Here is a 17,227-nt window from a genome sequence, read left to right as displayed (position 1 = left end):
CCGGACCGGCGGGACCGGCGGGGCCGCCGGAACCATCGGACAGGCCGGGCACGGCGGCCATCCACCCGCCGCCCCCTTGCCCTGCGGCCCGCATCGCGGCATCATGCCGCACGCCCGGCGCACCCGCCGGGAAGCCTTCGAAAGGAGCCTGAAATGTACATCGTCACCGGCGGCGCGGGGTTCATCGGCAGCGCCATGGTCTGGAAGCTGAACAGCATGGGCATCGACGACATCATCATCGTCGACAACCTTGCCAGCACGGAAAAGTGGAAGAACCTCGTGAACCTGCGCTACGCGGACTACATCCACCGCGAAGGGTTCATGGACATGGTGCTGCACGGTGACCTGCCGTGGGAAGTGGACGCCATCGTGCACATGGGGGCGTGTTCCTCCACCACCGAGCGCGACGCCGATTTCCTGATGGAGAACAACTTCCGCTACAGCCGCATGCTGTGCGAACTGGCCATGCAGACCGGGGCGCGCTTCGTCAACGCCAGCAGCGCCGCCACCTACGGCGACGGCTCGCTGGGCTTTTCCGACGACGATGCGCTGATGCCGCGCCTGAAGCCCCTGAACATGTACGGCTACTCCAAGCAGCTGTTCGACCTGTGGGCCCGGCGCGAGGGCGTGCTGGATTCCATCGCCAGCCTGAAGTTCTTCAACGTGTACGGCCCCAACGAATACCACAAGGACGACATGCGCAGCGTCATCTGCAAGTCGTTCCACAACGTGAACAACGCGGGCCGCATCACCCTGTTCCGCTCCAACCACCCGGACTACGCCGACGGCGGCCAGATGCGCGACTTCGTGTACGTGAAGGACTGCGTGGACGTGATGTGGTGGCTGCTGGAACACCGCGAGGTGGGCGGCGTGTTCAACGTGGGCACCGGCACCTCGCGCACCTGGAACGACCTTGCCCGCGCCGTGTTCGCCGCCATGGACCGCGAGCCGGTCATCGAATACATGGACATGCCCGCGCACCTCGCGGGCAAGTACCAGAACTACACCCAGGCCAGCATGGACAAGCTGCGCCGGGCCGGGTGCGACGTACCCTTCCGGTCGCTGGAAGACGGCGTGGACGACTACATTCGCGGCTACCTGGCCACGGACGATCCGTATCTGGGGTCGGAAGGGTAGAAGCCGGGCTGCCTTTCGTCCACTGCCCCCATGCGGGGGCGGCGGGCCGAAATCGAAAATGCCTGCGGGGCGGACCGCGCGAAATGCGCGGCCCGCCCCGTTGTTTTTCGTACTGCCAAAGCGTTGGGGCAACGTGTGGAAGGGGGGCGTCAGCGCGGCCCGTGGCCATCCGTCCGGGCATGCGTCCCGTTCGCGTCTGGTCCGCATCCGGTCCGTGGCTGGCCGCGCGTCTGGCCGCGCGCCCGAGCATGTGCCCGGCCACGTGTGCCTGGCGCTACCCCTCGGCCAGCAGGTCGGCCACGTCGTCCGGGCTCAACGGCACGGCCAGCATCAGCAGCAGTCCGTCCGGCTCGCGGCGCACGTGCAGCAGGCAGCTCAGGTCGCGGGCCAGCTTGTAGCTGACGGCCAGCGGCTGCGGCCCCTGCTGGTCGCCGAAGGGCATCAGCGAAAGTTCCGCGTCATGGGGCAGCGGGAATTCGGTGCGCATCAGCACCTCCACCAGTTGGCCCCGGCCCAGGTCGCGGCATCGGATGGCGGTTTCGCTGCCGGGCGCGCCGTGTTCCACGGCCAGGCCCGCCATGCCCACCACGATCTGGGTCAGCAGGTCCGGGTCGGACAGGACGTGGGGCAGATCCGCCGGGGCCTCCACGCGCAGCGTCACCCCCTTGCGCAGCAGCGGGCCGTGCAGCAGGTCCGCCGCAAAATCCAGCACGGCGGCCAGGCTGCATGGGCGGCGCGCCACGTCAACGGGGGCCAGGTACTGCTGCACCCGGTTGATCAGGGCCTCCAGGCGGCTGGCCTCTTCCAGCACCACCTCCGCCTCGTGCGCGTCGGGAAACTTGCGGCGCAGGGTGCGGGCAAAGCCCGCCAGCGCGAAGACCGGGTTGCGGAATTCGTGGGCTATCTCGTCCACCAGCGCGCCCAGGGTGTTCAGCTTTTCGCGCTGCACCAGCAGCCGTTCCAGAAACACCCGGCGCGAAAGGTCGATCAGCACGCCCTCTATGCGGCCCGGCATGCCGCGCGCAAGATCGGGCGAGGCCACGGCAGTGGACCGCGCCTGCACGAACAGGGGCACCCCGCGCGGGTTGACCATTCGGAATTCCAGCGAAAAGGGCGCGCTGGCCGCGAACGCGCCGGAAAACGCGGCGCGTACCCGCTCGCGGTCTTCGGGAAACACGTTGCCCATGAACCAGCCGGGCTCCAGCAGGGCCTGGTCCGGGTTCCAGCCCAGCACGGGGCGGCAGGCCTCGTTGACGAAGGTGAGTTCCAGCGTGTCGTCCAGGCTGAAGACCACCACCGGCAGGTTCTGCACCAGCCCCGCGTAGCGCGACTCCATGGCCGTAAGGCGCTCGCGCAGGCGGCGGCGCTCCAGGCAGTTGCGCACCGTCAGCCCCAGCATGTTCATGTTCAGGATGGGCTTGGTGATGTAGTCCCACGCGCCCAGCTTGAAGGCGTTGATGGCGTCGCCGATCTCGGCCCGGCCGGAAACCACCACCACCGGCACGTCGGGGTGCTCCGCCGACATGTGCTCAAGCACCGTGTCGCCGGAAAGGCCGGGAATGCCCAGGTCCAGCAGCACCACGTCGGGCCGCCGCTCGCGCACGGCCTGCAGCGCCTGGATGCCGTCGGCGGCCTCCATGACCTCGTAGCCCTCGTCGGTGAGCCACGCGGCGATGGACTGCCGGATGACCGGGTCGTCCTCCACCGAAAGCACGCGGGTGGGGGCTGATGCGGCGTCGTGCGGGGACGGGGCGTGATGGACGCCGGGCGGCGGCGCGAGGGGTGGGGGCTGCGGGGACATGGTGGCCGGGCTCCTTGCGGCCGCGCGGCGCAGGGGCGCGCGGGCTTGGCGTTGCGGACACGGGGTGTTCCGTCGGCAAAGGGCTCAAGGCGTAAGGCGGCCGAAGGGCGGGGATGCGCCCGGCGCGGCATGGGTATCTTGTCCAGAGTACCCCGCCGGACGCATTGGGTAAAGGGGTTGAGCGGAAACGGTGCGCAAGGGGCGCGGGGGGGGGAGCGCACCGCGCCAGGCGCGAAAGGCGGGGGCGCGGGCAGAAAGGCGCACTCCTGCCCGTGGCGGGCCGCCGGTGGCGTGCGCAGGGCGCGCTGGCCGGGTTTTTCGCCGTGCCGGGGCTAGGCGCGCCGCTTGAACATCCGTTCCAGTTCGCCGGGGGTGAAGGTGAGCACCGCCGGGCGGCCATGGGGGCAGAAGTCGCGCCCCGGCGTGGCCAGCCATTGGGCCACCAGCCCGGCGGCCTCGTCGGGCGTCAGGCGTTGCCCGGCCTTGATGGCCCCCTTGCAGGCCATCATGGCCCACAGCCCGCCAAGGTCGTTGGTGCGGCCCGCCACGGCCTCGCGCAGGAAGGCGGCGGCTTCGGAACGGTCCAGCAGGGCGGGCACGGCGCGGGCGCTCACCGTGGTGCCGGAGGTTTCCAGCGCGAAGCCCAGCGCCTCCAGGTCGGGGCGCAGCTCGTGCAGCCGTTCCGCCTCGGCCGGGTGCAGGGGCAGCTCCACGGGCAGGGCCAGGAACTGGCCGTTGCCCGCCGTGCCGCGCCGCCGGATGCGTTCGTGCAGCACGCATTCGTGGGCGGCGTGCTGGTCCACCAGCAGCAGGGTGTCGCGGCCCCGGCGCAGCACCAGGTAGGTGTCCGCGATCTGGCCGAGGTAGGTGTACTCGCCAATGCGCACGCCGCCCTCGCGGGCGTCCTGCGGGGCGAAGTCGGCGGGGGGGGCGGCATCGGCGAACGGGCGCGCCCCGTCCGCCAGGTGGGCCGGGGAGGCGGCAAGGCCGGATTCCTCGGCCACCAGCAGCGAGGGGGCCGGGCCGTCGCGCCGCGCGCCGGGCAGGCCGGGGCGGAAGTCGAGATTCGGCTCCGCGTCGTCGGCGGGCCGGGCCGCGCCGGGGCCGGATGGCCCGAAAGGATCGGCGGTGGCGGGGTACCCCGCCGGAGCATCCTCCACAGCGCCGGGGGCATACGGGTCGCCCTCGCGCGGGCGCTTGTCGATGATCACGTCGCGGGCGTCGGCCTGTCCCCAGAAGCCCAGGGGGCGCGCCTCGCGGCGGGGGGCGTCGGGATCGGCCAGGCGCGGCCCTGCGGCGTGCGTGCCGGTGAAATCCTGATGGAAGCGGGGCTGGCCGGCCTGCTCGCCCAATCCGGCCTGTCCGGTGATGCCATTCCGCCAATCGCCCGTCTGGCCCGCCCCCCGGTCCCTGCCCGCGAAGGGATCCTGCCCCGGCCCTGCCTCGTCGCCCGCGCCCATGGCGGGCATGCGGTCCAGCGATTCGCCCAGCGCGCGCAGCACGGCCACGAACACGGCGCGCTCGTCGCGAAAGCGCACCTCGTTCTTGGCCGGGTGCACGTTCACGTCCACCTCTTCCGGGTCGATGTCCAGAAACAGCGCCAGCTGCGGGTATTCGCGGGCCAGCAGGCGGCCCTTGTAGGCCTCGCGCACGGCCTTGAGCAGCAGCCGGTCGTTGACGGCGCGGCCGTTCACGTACAGCAGCATGCGGTCGGGCCGGGGCTGCGCGCCGCGCGGGTCGGCGGCAAGGCCATGCACGCGGATGCCGTCGGTCATGCGGTCGAAGGGGTGCAGGGTGTCCACCACGGCCGGGGGCCACAGCACGGCCAGCCGCCGGGCCAGGGTCTGCCCGGCGGGAAAGCGCAGCACCTCGCGCCCGCCCGCGGACAGGGTGAAGGCCACGTCCGGCCGGGTCAGGGCCAGCCGGGCGAACAGTTCCTGGCAGCGTTTCAGCTCGGTGGCCTGGGTCTTCAGGAATTTCAGGCGCGCGGGCACGTTGGCGAACAGGTCGCGCACCTCGACGATGGTGCCCCGGTGCAGCGCGGCCGGGCCGGAGGCCACCACATGGCCGTGGGCTACCTCGATGAAGGTGGCTTCGCCGGGCGTGCCGTCCGGAGAATCGGGGGATGCCGGGGCCGTGGGGGCCGAGGTCATGCGGAACCGCGACACCGAGGCGATGGAGGGCAGCGCCTCGCCCCGAAAGCCGAAGCTGCCGATGCGGGCCAGTTCCGCCAGGTTGGCCACCTTGCTGGTGGCGTGGCGGGTGACGGCCAGCTCCAGCTCCTCGGCCGGAATGCCGCCGCCGTCGTCGCGCACCATGATCAGCGACTGCCCGCCGTTGTCCAGCGCCACCTCCACGGTGGTGGCCCCGGCGTCCAGGCTGTTTTCCACCAGTTCCTTGACCACGCTGGCCGGGCGTTCCACCACCTCGCCCGCGGCGATCTGGTTGCGCAGGTCGGCGGGCAGCACCTGGATGCGGCGGCGCGAGCCCTGGGACGCGGGCCTGGCGGCGGGTTCGGCGTTGGGGGAAACGGGGGGACGGGCGGTGTCGTGGTCGTGCGTGTGCATGGTCCATCTGTAGCCACTCGGGCGGGCAAGGTAAAGCGGCGGTGGGGAAGGGCGCGCGGCAGGGGCGCGGGGGAGTTGGGATGCCCCGCCACCGGTTGCCAGTTACCGTGCTCGCCCTGCCCGTGCCCGCCCCTGTCCGTGCGTACATTGACGACAGCCAGCCCGGAACGGCGCTCCACATTTGCCCGGATGATAGTTGATGACACCCCCTCGGGCCCGGCGATAGATTGAGGCCATGCAGCCACTTCTTCAGTTTGACGACATGTCGTTCGCGTATGCGTCCGGCAGGACGGGCGATGGCGCGCCCAGCCCCAAGGCGGGGAGCGTTGCGTCGCCCCCCGTGCCAGCGGGGGGCGGTGTGCCCGCTGCGCCGGATGCGCCCGCCGCCCCCGCCGCGCCCGGTGTGGCCGGTGCGCCTACCCCTTCCCTTCCGCCCGGCCTTTTCCATGTGAACCTTGCCGTGCGCCCCGGCGATTTCGTGATGCTCACCGGGCCGTCGGGCGCGGGCAAATCCACCCTGCTGCGCCTGGCGGTGCGGCTGGAGGAGGCCGACGCCGGGGTGGTCCGGTGTGGCGGCCGACCGGTGGCGGAGATTCCACCGGCCGAACTGCGCCGCACTCTGGGCTTCGTGCAGCAGACACCCACGGTGGGCGCGGGCACGGTGCGCGACAACCTGCTGCTGCCGTTCTCCTTTGCCGCCAACAAGGGGCTGACGCCCCCGGACGACGCGGAACTGGCCGGGTGGCTGGCCCGCTTCCGGCTGGCCGGGGTGGGGCTGGACGCCACGGCGGCCGCGCTCAGCGTGGGGCAGCGCCAACGGGTGTGCATCATCCGCACGATGCTGCTGCGCCCGGCCGCCCTGCTGATGGACGAGCCCACCAGCGCGCTGGACCCGGAAAGCAGCGGGGTGGTGGAAGCCCTGACCGAGGAGTTGAACGAGGACGGCGTGACCGTGCTCATGGTCACCCACGGGGCCTACCGCCCGGCGCGCCGCCCGTGGCGCGACGTGCGCGTGCAGGACGGCGGGGTGCGCGAAGTGGCGGTGGCCCTTCCCGATGACGCGGACGCCGCCGCGATGGCGGCCGGGGGTGCCGCATGAACGACCCGCTGGGGCTTGCCTACATCCAGATCGGCCCGTGGCAGTTGGCCGTGGCCGTGGTGTTCGTGGTGCTGGCGGGCGCGCTGTCGCTGGCGCACCACCTGAAGCTGGAACGCGACCTGGCCATCGGCACGCTGCGAACCTTTGCCCAACTGTTCGCCATGGGCTACCTGCTGCGCATCCTGTTCGGCCTGAAATCGGCGCTGCTGGTGGTGGGCATGTACATGGTCATGACCTGGTTCGCGGCGCGCATCGTCAAGGGGCGGGTGCGCGAGAAGAGCGTGGACTACTTCATGCCCACCCTGCTGGCGGTGCAGGTGACCTTCTTTCTGGTCACCTTCGTGGTCACGGGGCTGATCATCGGGGCCAAGCCGTGGTGGGAGCCGCAGTACTTCATTCCCATCGGCGGGATGGTGGCGGGCAATTCCATGAACGCGCTGGCCGTGGCGCTGGACCGCCTGTTTTCCGACCTGCGCGCGCGCAGGGCAGAGGTGGAAATGCGCCTGTGCCTTGGGGCCGACCGCGACGAGGCCAGCGCCGACATCTTTCGCGAGGCGCTGCGCGCGGGCATGATCCCCTCCGTCAATTCCATGATGGGCGTGGGCCTGGTGTCCATACCCGGCATGATGACCGGCCAGATCATGGCCGGGGCGGACCCGGCCGACGCCGTGCGTTACCAGATAGTGGTCATGCTGATGATCGTGGCGTCCACGGCGCTGGCCACGTTCATGGTGTTGCACCTGGTGCGAAAACGTTGCTTCGGGCGCGCGCATAACTTACTGTTGAAAGCGTAGGGCGTGGAAAAGGCGGACGGCGTGGTTACGGACACCGCCCGCCGCATGCCTTGCACGACTGATGGTGACAACCGGGAGGACGAACGACCAGTTATTCCGCGACCATACCAGTTCGGCACGAGCCGGGCACAAGCCAGGGAGGAACGCCATGCGCCAGATTGATCGCATCGACCGCGGTGTTTTGCGGCAGCCCCACGTGCCATCGAAGCCGAAAGGCTATGACCCTGAACTGATGTTTGTGGAATGCGCCCGTTGCGGCAGGCCGGTGATGTGGGAACAGGGCCGCGCAACCGTTGTGCTGCATGGCGTGGGTGTACAGACATCCGACCTTGACGACCATTGCATGATCGTCACCGACGGATGCTCGCACTGCCGCCCGGCAGAGGACGACTACCGCATGAAGGTCATCCGCATCAGCGAAATCGTACATCGAGATCTGCTGCGTGACGGCGAAGCGGTGGGCAACGCCTGACGGGCAAGGCCAAAGACCCGACGGACCGGAACAGACCGGACCGGAACAGACCGGATGAGACAGGAAGGCGGCGTGCCCGCACGGTCACATGGGCCGGGCGGCTGCGGCACGCGCCGGACAGCCGGATCAGAGCAGCTGGCAAGATCAGGAGCTTTGAGGAATCAGTTGATTTGACTGGATCGGAAGATTTGACCGGAACAGAGGACTTGAGGGATTCGCAACCTCCCGGTTGCCCCACGGCAAGGGCGTAACCTTGTCGGCAAGGATCGAATGAACGACGGCCGCGTCCCCATGGGGCGCGGCCGTCGTTTGCGTGCGGGAAGCAGGCGTGCCTATTTCCGGTACCGGGCTTCCAGTTCTTCTCCGGCCTTTTCCGCATCGGCCTTCATCTTGGCGCGGGCGGCGGCAAGGCGCTGGGCCAGGGCCGGGTCGGCCAGGGCCAGGATTTGCGCGGCCAGCCAGGCGGCGTTGCGCGCGCCCGCCTTGTCCAGGGCCACGGTGGCCACCGGAAAGCCGGGGGGCATCTGCACCGTGGCCAGCAGGGCGTCCATGCCGCCAAGGGCCGACGCCGCCACGGGAATGCCGATGACCGGCTTCTGGGTGCGCGCGGCCACGGCCCCGGCCAGGTGGGCGGCCATGCCCGCCGCGCAGATGAACACCTGGCAGCCTTCGGCCTCCAGCCTGGTCACCAGCGCCTCGGTGCGTTCCGGGGTGCGGTGGGCGGAGCTGACGGTGAACAGGTAGGAAATGCCCAGGCTGTCGAGCACTTCGGTGCAGGGCTTCACGGTGGGCTCGTCCGAGGCGGAGCCCATGAAAACGGCAACCTTGGTCATTGCTGGTCTCCTGTGGTCGATACGGGTTCGGTACGTGGGCGTTCCGTGCCGCCGTGCGCCGGTACAATCCGGACGGGCATCTGCTGGACGGCGTGGCGGAACTCGAGGGCAGTGCCGGAAACGTCGTGCGTGGCCTATGTTCGATCTGCTGGAACCGATTGGGCCGATTGAAGCCGGTGGGGCTGACCAGGATTGGCGCGGAGCATGTCCTGTTTGCGGGGCAGGGCCGCGGCGTGCCGTTCCCCACCCCGCCATGCGGGTGTTACCCCCCGCGCTTCAGGCCCTTGGCCCCGATGTCGCTGCGGTAGTGGGCGTTGTCCATGTGCACCTTTGAGACGGCCTTGTACGCCAGGGCCTGCGCGTCGGCCAGGGTGCCGCCAAGGGCGGTGACGCACAGCACGCGCCCGCCGCGTGACACGGCAACGCCGTCGCGCCGCTCGGTGCCCGCCTGGAAGACCTTCACCGGGCCCAGCGCCTCGGCATCCTCGATGCCGGAAATGGTCATGCCCTTGGCGTAGGAGCCGGGGTAGCCCTTGGCCGCCAGCACCACGCCCAGCGCGGTTTCGCGCTTCAGGGGCAGGGAGGTTTCGTGCAGACGGCCCTGCGCGCCCGCCACCATGATGGCGGCAAGGTCGCCGTCCAGGCGCATCAGCAGGGGCTGGCATTCCGGGTCGCCGAAGCGGGTGTTGAATTCCAGCACCATGGGGCCTTCGGCGGTCATCATCAGGCCCGCGTAGAGCACGCCGGTGAAGGGATGGCCGCGCTTGATCAGTTCGCGCAGCACCGGGCGGATCACGAGGTCGATCATTTCCTCGTAGCGCGATTCGGGCAGCACAGGCGCGGGGCTGTACGCGCCCATGCCGCCGGTGTTGGGGCCTTCGTCGTTGTCGAACACGGCCTTGTGGTCCTGCGCCGAGGGCAGGGGGATGACCGTTTCGCCGTCGCACAGGCACAGGAAGGATGCCTCCTCGCCCGCCAGCGCGCTTTCCACCACCACGCGCGCGCCCGCGTCGCCAAAGGCGCGCTTGACCATCATGTCGTCCACGGCCTCCAGCGCCTCGTCCACGCTGCGGGCCACCACCACGCCCTTGCCGGCGGCCAGGCCGTCGGCCTTGACCACCACGGGCGCGCCGTTCTGGCGGATGTAGGCGCGGGCCGCATCGGCATCGTCGAACACGCCGAAGGCGGCGGTGGGCACGCCCGCCGCGCGCATGACTTCCTTGGCGAAGGCCTTGCTGCCTTCCAGTTGCGCGCCGTAGGCGTCGGGGCCGAAGCAGGGCACGCCCGCCGCGACCATGGCGTCCTTGATGCCCAGCACCAGGGGCAGTTCCGGGCCGGGCACCACGAGGTCGATCTTTTCGTCCAGCGCAAAGCGCACCAGCGCGGGCAGGTCGCCGTCGGAAATGGGCACGTTGGTGCCTTCCAGGGCGGTGCCGCCGTTGCCGGGCGCGATGAAGATGTCCTTGACGAGGGGGCTCTGGCGCAGCTTCCAGGCCAGGGCGTGTTCACGCCCGCCGGATCCGACGATGAGTATCCGCACTGTGGGCCTCCTGATGCGGCAAGGGTGATGATGCGGGGGCCGCGCGGCGGGAAGCCGGGCCGGGGTTTTCCCCCGCCGTGATTCGTGGTAGCTCTCGGACGCGCCCCCGGATTGTATACAATCCGGTGAGCGTCATGCGACGCCGCATTCCGGTGCCTTCAGGCCACGTGCGGTCCTGACGGCCGGGTGCGGCCCCGGTTTCCGCTGGCGGTGCGCCCATGGCGGGCACAGCCTGCGGCAAGCCGTCGGCGGCTTTCCGGTGGGTTGCCGCCCCCCGCGCAAAGGGGGGGGCGGGCCGGTGCGTCGCGTGGGGCTCAAATACAGGCTTTTGCGCCCGCGCACAAGCCGCGCCGCCGTACAGGGCCGCCGTATCGTGCCGGTGTCGCGCGCCGTGCCCGTGCCCACATATTCCGCCGTCCCGAGGAGTCCGCTTCCATGTCGCAGCATCGCTTCCTGCCCCATCTCGACCCGGAAACCCTGCATCGCGTGCAGACCGAGGGCCTGCGCTGGACCGTGCGCCACGCCTACGCCAACTGCCCGGCCTACAAGGCCAAGTTCGACGCGGCGGGCGTGCGCCCCGACGACATCCGCACCCTGGACGACATCGTGCGCCTGCCCACCACCAGCGTGGAAGACCTGCGCGAGGGCTACCCCCTGCCGCTGCTGTCCGTGCCCGAGAGCGACGTGGTGCGCATCCACGCCTCGTCCGGCACCACGGGCAAGCGCAAGATCCTGGCGTACACCCAGAACGACGTGGACACCTTTGCCCTGCAGATGGCCCGCTGCTACGAGCTGGCGGGCCTTACCCGCGAAGACCGCGTGCAGATCGCCGTGGGCTACGGCCTGTGGACGGCGGGGGCCGGGTTCCAGCTGGGGTCCGAGAAGTTCGGCGCGCTCACCGTGCCGGTGGGGCCGGGCAACCTGGAGATGCAGTTGCAGCTGCTGGTGGACATGGGCGTGACCTGCCTGGGTTCCACGGCGTCCATGGCCCTGCTGATGGCCGAGGAAGTGGAGCGCAACGGCCTGCTGGACAAGGTGAAGCTGCGCAAGGTCATCTTTGGCGCCGAAACGCACAGCCCGCGCATGCGCGCCACCTTCGAGCAGAAGCTGGGGCTGACGGGCAGCTACGACATCGCGGGCATGACCGAGATGTACGGCCCCGGCACCGGGCTGGAATGCGACGCGCGCGAGGGCCTGCACTACTGGGCGGATTTGTTCATCATCGAAATCCTGGACCCGGCCACCCTGCAACCGGTGGCCCCCGGCGAGGTGGGCGAGATGGTGGTGACCTCGCTGCGCAAGGAGGCCTCGCCGCTGGTCCGCTACCGCACCCGCGACCTGACGCGCATGCTGCCCGGCCAGTGTTCGTGCGGGCGGTGCATCCCCCGGCACGACCATATCCTGGGCCGCTCGGACGACATGATCATCTTCCGGGGGGTGAACATCTACCCCGGCCAGATCGCCGACGTGCTGCACGAATTCCCGGTGCTGGGTTCCGAGTACCACATCCAGCTCACCCGCACCGACGGCCGCGACGCCATGCTGCTGCAGGTGGAACGGCTGGAAGGCACCACGGCGGACACCGACGCGGGCCTCACGCGCGAGGTGTGCGACCGCCTGCACAAGAAGCTGATGGCCCGCGTGGCCGTGCAGGTGGTGGACCCCGGCGTGCTGCCGCGCTCGTTCGGCAAGTCCAAGCGGGTTACCGATTTGCGCATGGCCGACGGGTAGGGATTGTTACGCTGTGGTCCTTTTGTCCGCTGCCTTCGTCAGAATAATTTTTTATTCCGGTCGAATACGATAAGAGTATACTCCCGTCATAAAAAACCGTTCTTCCTTGGCAGAGGGCAAAAATTCTCACAGCGTGAACAAGCCCTTTTTGCACTCCTGCGTTCTTGCACGCCCCCACATGCCTACAATCCGGCCCGCCATGCCAATCCCTAGCTGAGTATCCGGCTGGCCCACACCTGCGCGTCGATGTTGCTGCGGGCCACGTCCATGGGCGAAAAGCCCAGCCTGGCCATCAGCGGCATGGCCTCGTCCCACGCGCCGCGTTCCAGCAGCACGGCCAGACGCAGTTCGTCGTGCATGGGTGAAGGTTCGCCGGAAAGGGCGGCCCGAAAGTCCGCGTCCAGCGGCAGGTGGGCCAGCAGGCCAGGCATGGCGATGCCCAGCAGGGCGTCCAGTTGCGACAGCAGCCCCAGCAGGAACATGGCTTCCGGCGCGTGCGAGCAGGTGCGGGTAACCCCGCACAGCAGTTCCAGGAATCGCGCCCGCGTCACGGCAGAGCGCATGGCCTCGGCCGGGGCGGCGCTGCCCGCCGTGTCGGCCAGGGTGATCACCAGCAGCCACTTGCGCAGCGTCTCGAAGCCCAGCAGAGAGGCCGCATGCTGGACCGATGTCACTTCCTTCAGCAGGGCGAACCACGCGGAGTTGATGTACCGCAGCAGTCGGTAGGTCAGGCCGGGGTCCACGGTCACGGCGCGCACCAGTGTGTGCGGGTCGACCTCGCCGGTCAGCGACTGCATCAGGTGCAGGCGCGCGGTCTGGGCCGATGACAGGGTGCGCCCCGGCACGATGACCGGCCGCGCGAAGTGGTAGCCCTGGAACAGGGTGTACCCCAGCATGCGGCACAGCCCGAACATGGCCGCGTTCTCCACCTTTTCCGCCAGCAGCACGGCGTGGTGGCGCTTGCGCAGGCTGGCCGTGAGGGCGTGCAGTTCGGCCTGCGGCACGGCCAGCACGTCCACCTTGATGATGTCGGCCAGCCCCAGCAGCGGCAGGGCCTGGTCCTGCCCCGCGAAGTCGTCCACGGCCAGGCGGTAGCCCGTGCGCTTCAGGGTGTGCAGGGCCTCCACCAGTTCGGGCGTGGGCTGCACGGTTTCCAGGATTTCCGGGATGCACCGGTCGGGCGGCAGCACCTCTGCCGCGCCGGACAGCAGCAGCCCTTCGGGAAAATTGATCAGAAGGGGCGTGACGCCGGGAATGGTCTCGCTGGCGATGGCGTAACCGTCGGCGATGACCGAGGCGGTGGCCGCGTCGGGGTCGCCGATGCGCGCGGGCCCGCTGGGGCTGTCGCGGAACAGCAGTTCATGCCCCCACAGCGAGCCCGAGGCGTCGAAAATGGGCTGCCGGGCAATGAACACGGTGGGGGACTGTTGCGTGGTGTTCTGGGCCTGCATGGGTGCGGGCTCCGCCCCGCGTGCGCGTGTGCTGGACGGCGGGCGAGCCGGGCGCGCCGTGCCGGTGGACAGATCCGGGATGTCTAGCCTTACAGTATGGCAGGCGTCGCCCGCAGGTGCAAGGTGGTGATGCCCCCTGCCACGGGAAGGGTGAGTGCGCCGCAGATGGGGGGGCACCACCTCGTGCTGCGGGCCTGCGCGACTTTCTGTCCACGTGGGACGCAGCGCCGGGGGCGGGTGTTGTTTTTTGCTGCAAAGACACGTAGATGCAAGGGGCTACCCCTCGGCGGCAATGGGGAGGAGAGGAGGGTCTGGTGCTCAAGAAGATCTCCACGAGGGATCTGAAACCCGGCATGTACGTGGTGGACATGGGCCTGTCGTGGCTCGAGAATCCGTACCTGTACAGCCAGGTTGGCGTCATCGCCTCTGAAGGCGACGTGCTGCGCATTCAGCGCGAGGGCTTCATGGAAGTCTTCGTGGATACGCGCCGTTCGCTGGGGGGTGACGGCACCGACGGCCTCAGCGACGAAGAGGCCATTTCGGCCGAGCTGGCGCGCGACCTTGGCGACGAGGACCCCCTGGCCCCCTTGGTGCCGCTGGCCGAGGAAATGCCCCAGGCCCGCGCGCTGTACGACGATTCGGTAGGATTCGCCCGCAAGGCCATGGACGTCATGCGCAAGGACGGCTTTGTCGACGTGCAGGCCGCCCAGCCCATGGTAGAGGGCATCCTTTCCAGCGTCACCCGCAACGCCAGCGCGCTGCTGGGCCTTTCCAAGCTGCGCACGGTGGACGAATACACGTACTCCCACTGCATCAACGTAGCCGTGCTGGCCGTGGTTTTCGGGCGGCACCTGGGCTTTGGCGACATCACCCTGAACCGGGTGGGGCTGGCCGGGCTGTTCCATGACCTCGGCAAGGCCCGCGTGCCCGATTCCATCCTGAACAGCCCGCGCCGCCTGACGCCCGAGGAATTCGGCGTCATGAAGCGCCACCCCGAACTGGGGTGGGAACAGGTGCGCGACAACCCCATGGTCTACGACGAGGTGCTGGCGGGCATGCTGGAGCACCACGAGAAGTACAACGGCCTCGGCTACCCGCGCGGCCTCAAGGGCGAGGAGATCAGCATCATCGCCCGCATCCTGGCCGTGGTGGACGTGTACGACGCCCTTACCAGCCGCCGGGTGTACAAGGCCGCCATGCTGCCGCACAAGGCGCTGGGCCTGATGTACGGCATGCGCGGGCAGGATTTTCACCCCGGCTTCGTGGAACGGTTCATCCGGTGTCTTGGCATCTACCCCGTGGGCAGCGTGGTGGAACTGAACACCGGCCAGCGCGGCGTGGTCAGCAAGGCCAACGCGCGCGAACCGCTGCTGCCCGAGGTCATCGTGGTGCGCGACCCCAAGGGGCGGCCCGGCCCGGCCCGCAGGCTGGACCTTTCCGGCCAGACGGCCGTGAAGGTCATCGCCTGCCTCGACCCGCGCGACGCGGGCATCGACCCCGGCCAGGTGCTGGGGGTGGAGTAGCCGCGCCGGGGCGCGCCAGCGCCACTGTCCGGTCCGGGGGGCGCTGACCAGAGCCCTTCCGCCCCGAGGCGGGAACAGGATTTTTCGTGCGAAACGGGGGCGCTCCATGCCGGGGCGTCCCCGTTTCGCGTGGCGGCCGCGCCGGGCTGGCGAGCCGCCGGACATCACGCGGTGATCTGCACGATGAGCGCCTGCAACCGGTCGGCCTGCTGGCGCAGCCCGTCCACGGCGGCGGCCGCCTCGTCCATGCCGTGGGCCATGCCCTCGGCCACCTCGCGGATGACGTCGATGGCCATGGCCGCCCGCGCGGCCTGGTCGGCCTGAAGGCCAGCGCCGTCGGCGATGGCGGCCACCTCGCCGGTGGTGGCCCCCACCAGTTCCACGATGCGCTCCAGCGCCTCGCTGGATTCGCGGGCCAGTTGCGCCGTCTCGTCGATGGCCCCGCCGGATGCGTCCACCCGGTTCATGCTTTCGCGCACCCCGTGCTGGATGGCGGTGATGGCCGCGTGCACCTCGCTGGTGGCCTGCATGGTCTTTTCCGCCAGCTTGCGCACCTCGTCGGCGACAACGGCGAAGCCGCGCCCGGCGTCGCCGGCGCGGGCCGCCTCGATGGCCGCGTTCAGCGCCAGCAGGTTGGTCTGGTCCGCGATGTCGGCGATGACGCCCATCACGCGGCCGATGGATTCCGCCTGCCCGCCCAACTCGCGCATGCCGCCACGCAATTCCTCCGACCGCTCCACCACGCCGTGCATGGCCTCGCGCATGCGGCGCACCTTGTCCGCCCCGTCGCGCGCCTCGTCCCCGGCCTTGTCGGCTGCGTCGGCGGCGCGCCCGGCCAGGCGGGTGGCGTCCACGGCCGTGGCGTTGACGTCCTGCATGACCGAGGCGGTCTCATCCACCCGGTCACGCTGGGTCTGCGCGCCAAGGGCCGCGTCGCGCACGCTGGCGGACAGCGACTCGGAGCGGTCCACCACCTCGCGCGAGATGCCGTCGGCCTCGCGCGCGGCATCGGCCAGACGTTCGTTGCGGGCGTGCGCGTCGGCCTCGGCCTCACGCAGTTCGGTGAGGTCGGTGTACAGGCAGATGCCGCCGATGAGGGAATCATCCATGGAATTGCGCAACTGCGACGCGGCAATGTTCACCCGCCGCACCGCGCCGCGCCGCCCGGTAATTTCCACCTCGCGGACGACCGAATCGCCGTCGCGCATGACCCGGCCCACCACGGTCTGGCGTCCGGGGTCGCCGTAGAAGAATTCCGAGGCCCCCATGCCAAGGTACTGTTCCGGGGTGCCGTCGCGCTCAATGAGCACGAGCAGGGCCGCGTTGCAGCGCAGCACCTTTTCCTGGGTATCCACCACCAGGTAGGGGGTCTCTATGCTGCGCAGGATGCCCTCGGCGAAGCCCAGCGCGCCGGTAAGGCTGCCGGTCATGGCGCACAGGGCGTCGGCCACCTCGCGCATTTCGCTATGGAAGTTGCCGGCCAGTTCCATGCAGCGGGCCCCCTGGGCCTGCTCACGTGCGAAGTCGCGGATGGCGTGCAGCGGCCGGATGACCTGGCGGTGCAGCACCAGCACGGCCACGCCGCCCAGGGCAAGGGCCAGGCACAGCCCCACGAACTGGCTGACCAACAGCGTGCGCACCCGGCTTTCCGATTCGCCCTGCATCAGGGCGACCGCCTTGTTCATGGCGTCCAGCACTCCGTCGCTGGCGGCGAGCAAGGCGGCCGCCGTGTCCGGGGTGGCCGCCGCGCCTTCGGGCAGGGCGGCCTCGACCAGGCCGCGCAGGCGCAGCCATTCGCCGCGCACGGTCGCCAACTGGTCGCGCACCGGCCCGCTGGGCGGGGGTAGCTGCCCCGTGGGGCCATCGAGCTTCAGGGTGAGCGGGGCCGCGCCGCCGTCGATGAACGCCGCGAGGGTGGCGTCGAAGACGCGCAACTGGTTGGCAATGGACTGGCGCAACGCGGCCGGACCGCCGTGCAGCAGGGACAGCGCCTCCTTGGTCATTTTCTGGCTCAGCATGCGCTGACGCCCGGCAAGGTTTACCGCCATGCCGTCGGTGGTCTGGCGGTTGGAAATGACGATGACCGCCGCGCAGATGGCGACGGCAAGCAGCGCCTGGCCCAGGACGGCGAGCAGTATGCGCAACCGGATGCTCATATGGCGTACCACCTATCCATGCCTGCATGACAGGGGGCAGGGGAGATGTCCCATGATTATCATGCGCGCGGAAAATGTCAGCGCGCGCACGAAAAGGGGACGCCCCTCGCCGGAGCGTCCCCT

At 69.8% G+C, this 17,227-nt stretch carries 12 protein-coding genes; 6 read left to right on the top strand and 6 right to left on the bottom strand.

The genetic code is table 11. From position 1 onward, the window contains the following. Window positions 1–153 precede the first annotated feature (153 nt). Entirely contained in the window at window positions 154–1,137 is a 984-nt protein-coding gene (gene rfaD, locus RVX_RS15365; RefSeq protein WP_116308045.1) for an ADP-glyceromanno-heptose 6-epimerase, read from the top strand. 274 nt (window positions 1,138–1,411) lie between these two features. On the opposite strand, the gene RVX_RS15360 is transcribed toward rfaD, so the two are convergent. Together RVX_RS15360 and mutL are read right to left on the bottom strand one after the other, a co-directional pair. Then, window positions 1,412–2,938, bottom strand: a complete 1,527-nt coding sequence (locus RVX_RS15360) for a response regulator (RefSeq protein WP_116308044.1) — start codon at window positions 2,936–2,938, stop codon at window positions 1,412–1,414. Between the two features lie 332 nt (window positions 2,939–3,270). After that, entirely contained in the window at window positions 3,271–5,505 is a 2,235-nt protein-coding gene (gene mutL, locus RVX_RS15355; RefSeq protein WP_116308043.1) for a DNA mismatch repair endonuclease MutL, read from the bottom strand. A 235-nt stretch (window positions 5,506–5,740) separates the two neighbouring features. Here mutL and RVX_RS15350 point away from each other — a divergent pair, with 235 nt between their 5' ends. From RVX_RS15350 to RVX_RS15340, 3 genes are all read left to right on the top strand, one after another. Then, window positions 5,741–6,604 carry an ABC transporter ATP-binding protein gene (locus RVX_RS15350; RefSeq protein ID WP_230404823.1) on the top strand — a complete coding sequence of 288 codons (864 nt, stop codon included), beginning with the start codon at window positions 5,741–5,743 and terminating at the stop codon, window positions 6,602–6,604. Next, on the top strand, window positions 6,601–7,398 hold the full coding sequence (locus RVX_RS15345; protein WP_116308042.1) for an ABC transporter permease: 798 nt from the start codon (window positions 6,601–6,603) through the stop codon (window positions 7,396–7,398). Before RVX_RS15350 ends, RVX_RS15345 begins: the two co-directional genes overlap by 4 nt. Before the next feature lie 148 nt (window positions 7,399–7,546). Continuing rightward, window positions 7,547–7,870: a hypothetical protein gene (locus tag RVX_RS15340; RefSeq protein WP_230404822.1), complete on the top strand. Its 324-nt coding sequence runs from the start codon at window positions 7,547–7,549 to the stop codon at window positions 7,868–7,870. 332 nt (window positions 7,871–8,202) lie between these two features. Here RVX_RS15340 and purE read toward each other — a convergent pair whose 3' ends face one another. Continuing rightward, window positions 8,203–8,703: a 5-(carboxyamino)imidazole ribonucleotide mutase gene (purE, locus tag RVX_RS15335; RefSeq protein ID WP_116308041.1), complete on the bottom strand. Its 501-nt coding sequence runs from the start codon at window positions 8,701–8,703 to the stop codon at window positions 8,203–8,205. A gap of 262 nt (window positions 8,704–8,965) precedes the next feature. Next, complete coding sequence (purD, locus tag RVX_RS15330) at window positions 8,966–10,243, bottom strand: phosphoribosylamine--glycine ligase (protein ID WP_116308040.1); 1,278 nt, start codon at window positions 10,241–10,243, stop codon at window positions 8,966–8,968. Between the two features lie 435 nt (window positions 10,244–10,678). Between purD and RVX_RS15325 the strand changes: the two genes are divergently transcribed. Beyond that, complete coding sequence (locus tag RVX_RS15325; protein WP_116308039.1) at window positions 10,679–11,974, top strand: phenylacetate--CoA ligase; 1,296 nt, start codon at window positions 10,679–10,681, stop codon at window positions 11,972–11,974. Window positions 11,975–12,183: 209 nt separating this feature from the next. Here the strand turns inward: RVX_RS15325 and RVX_RS15320 are convergent, their stop codons facing one another. After that, window positions 12,184–13,425, bottom strand: a complete 1,242-nt coding sequence (locus RVX_RS15320; RefSeq protein ID WP_116308038.1) for an EAL and HDOD domain-containing protein — start codon at window positions 13,423–13,425, stop codon at window positions 12,184–12,186. A gap of 314 nt (window positions 13,426–13,739) precedes the next feature. Between RVX_RS15320 and RVX_RS15315 the strand changes: the two genes are divergently transcribed. Then, window positions 13,740–14,948: an HD-GYP domain-containing protein gene (locus RVX_RS15315; RefSeq protein ID WP_116308037.1), complete on the top strand. Its 1,209-nt coding sequence runs from the start codon at window positions 13,740–13,742 to the stop codon at window positions 14,946–14,948. 164 nt (window positions 14,949–15,112) lie between these two features. On the opposite strand, the gene RVX_RS15310 is transcribed toward RVX_RS15315, so the two are convergent. After that, entirely contained in the window at window positions 15,113–17,104 is a 1,992-nt protein-coding gene (locus tag RVX_RS15310; protein WP_116308036.1) for a methyl-accepting chemotaxis protein, read from the bottom strand. Window positions 17,105–17,227: the final 123 nt, after the last annotated feature.

It is taken from the genome of Nitratidesulfovibrio sp. HK-II, assembly GCF_003402415.2.
In the GTDB taxonomy this organism is placed as follows: Bacteria; Desulfobacterota; Desulfovibrionia; order Desulfovibrionales; family Desulfovibrionaceae; genus Cupidesulfovibrio.
The sequence above is the reverse complement of the archived record's forward strand: the minus strand, read 5'-3'. Positions and strand labels throughout refer to the sequence as shown.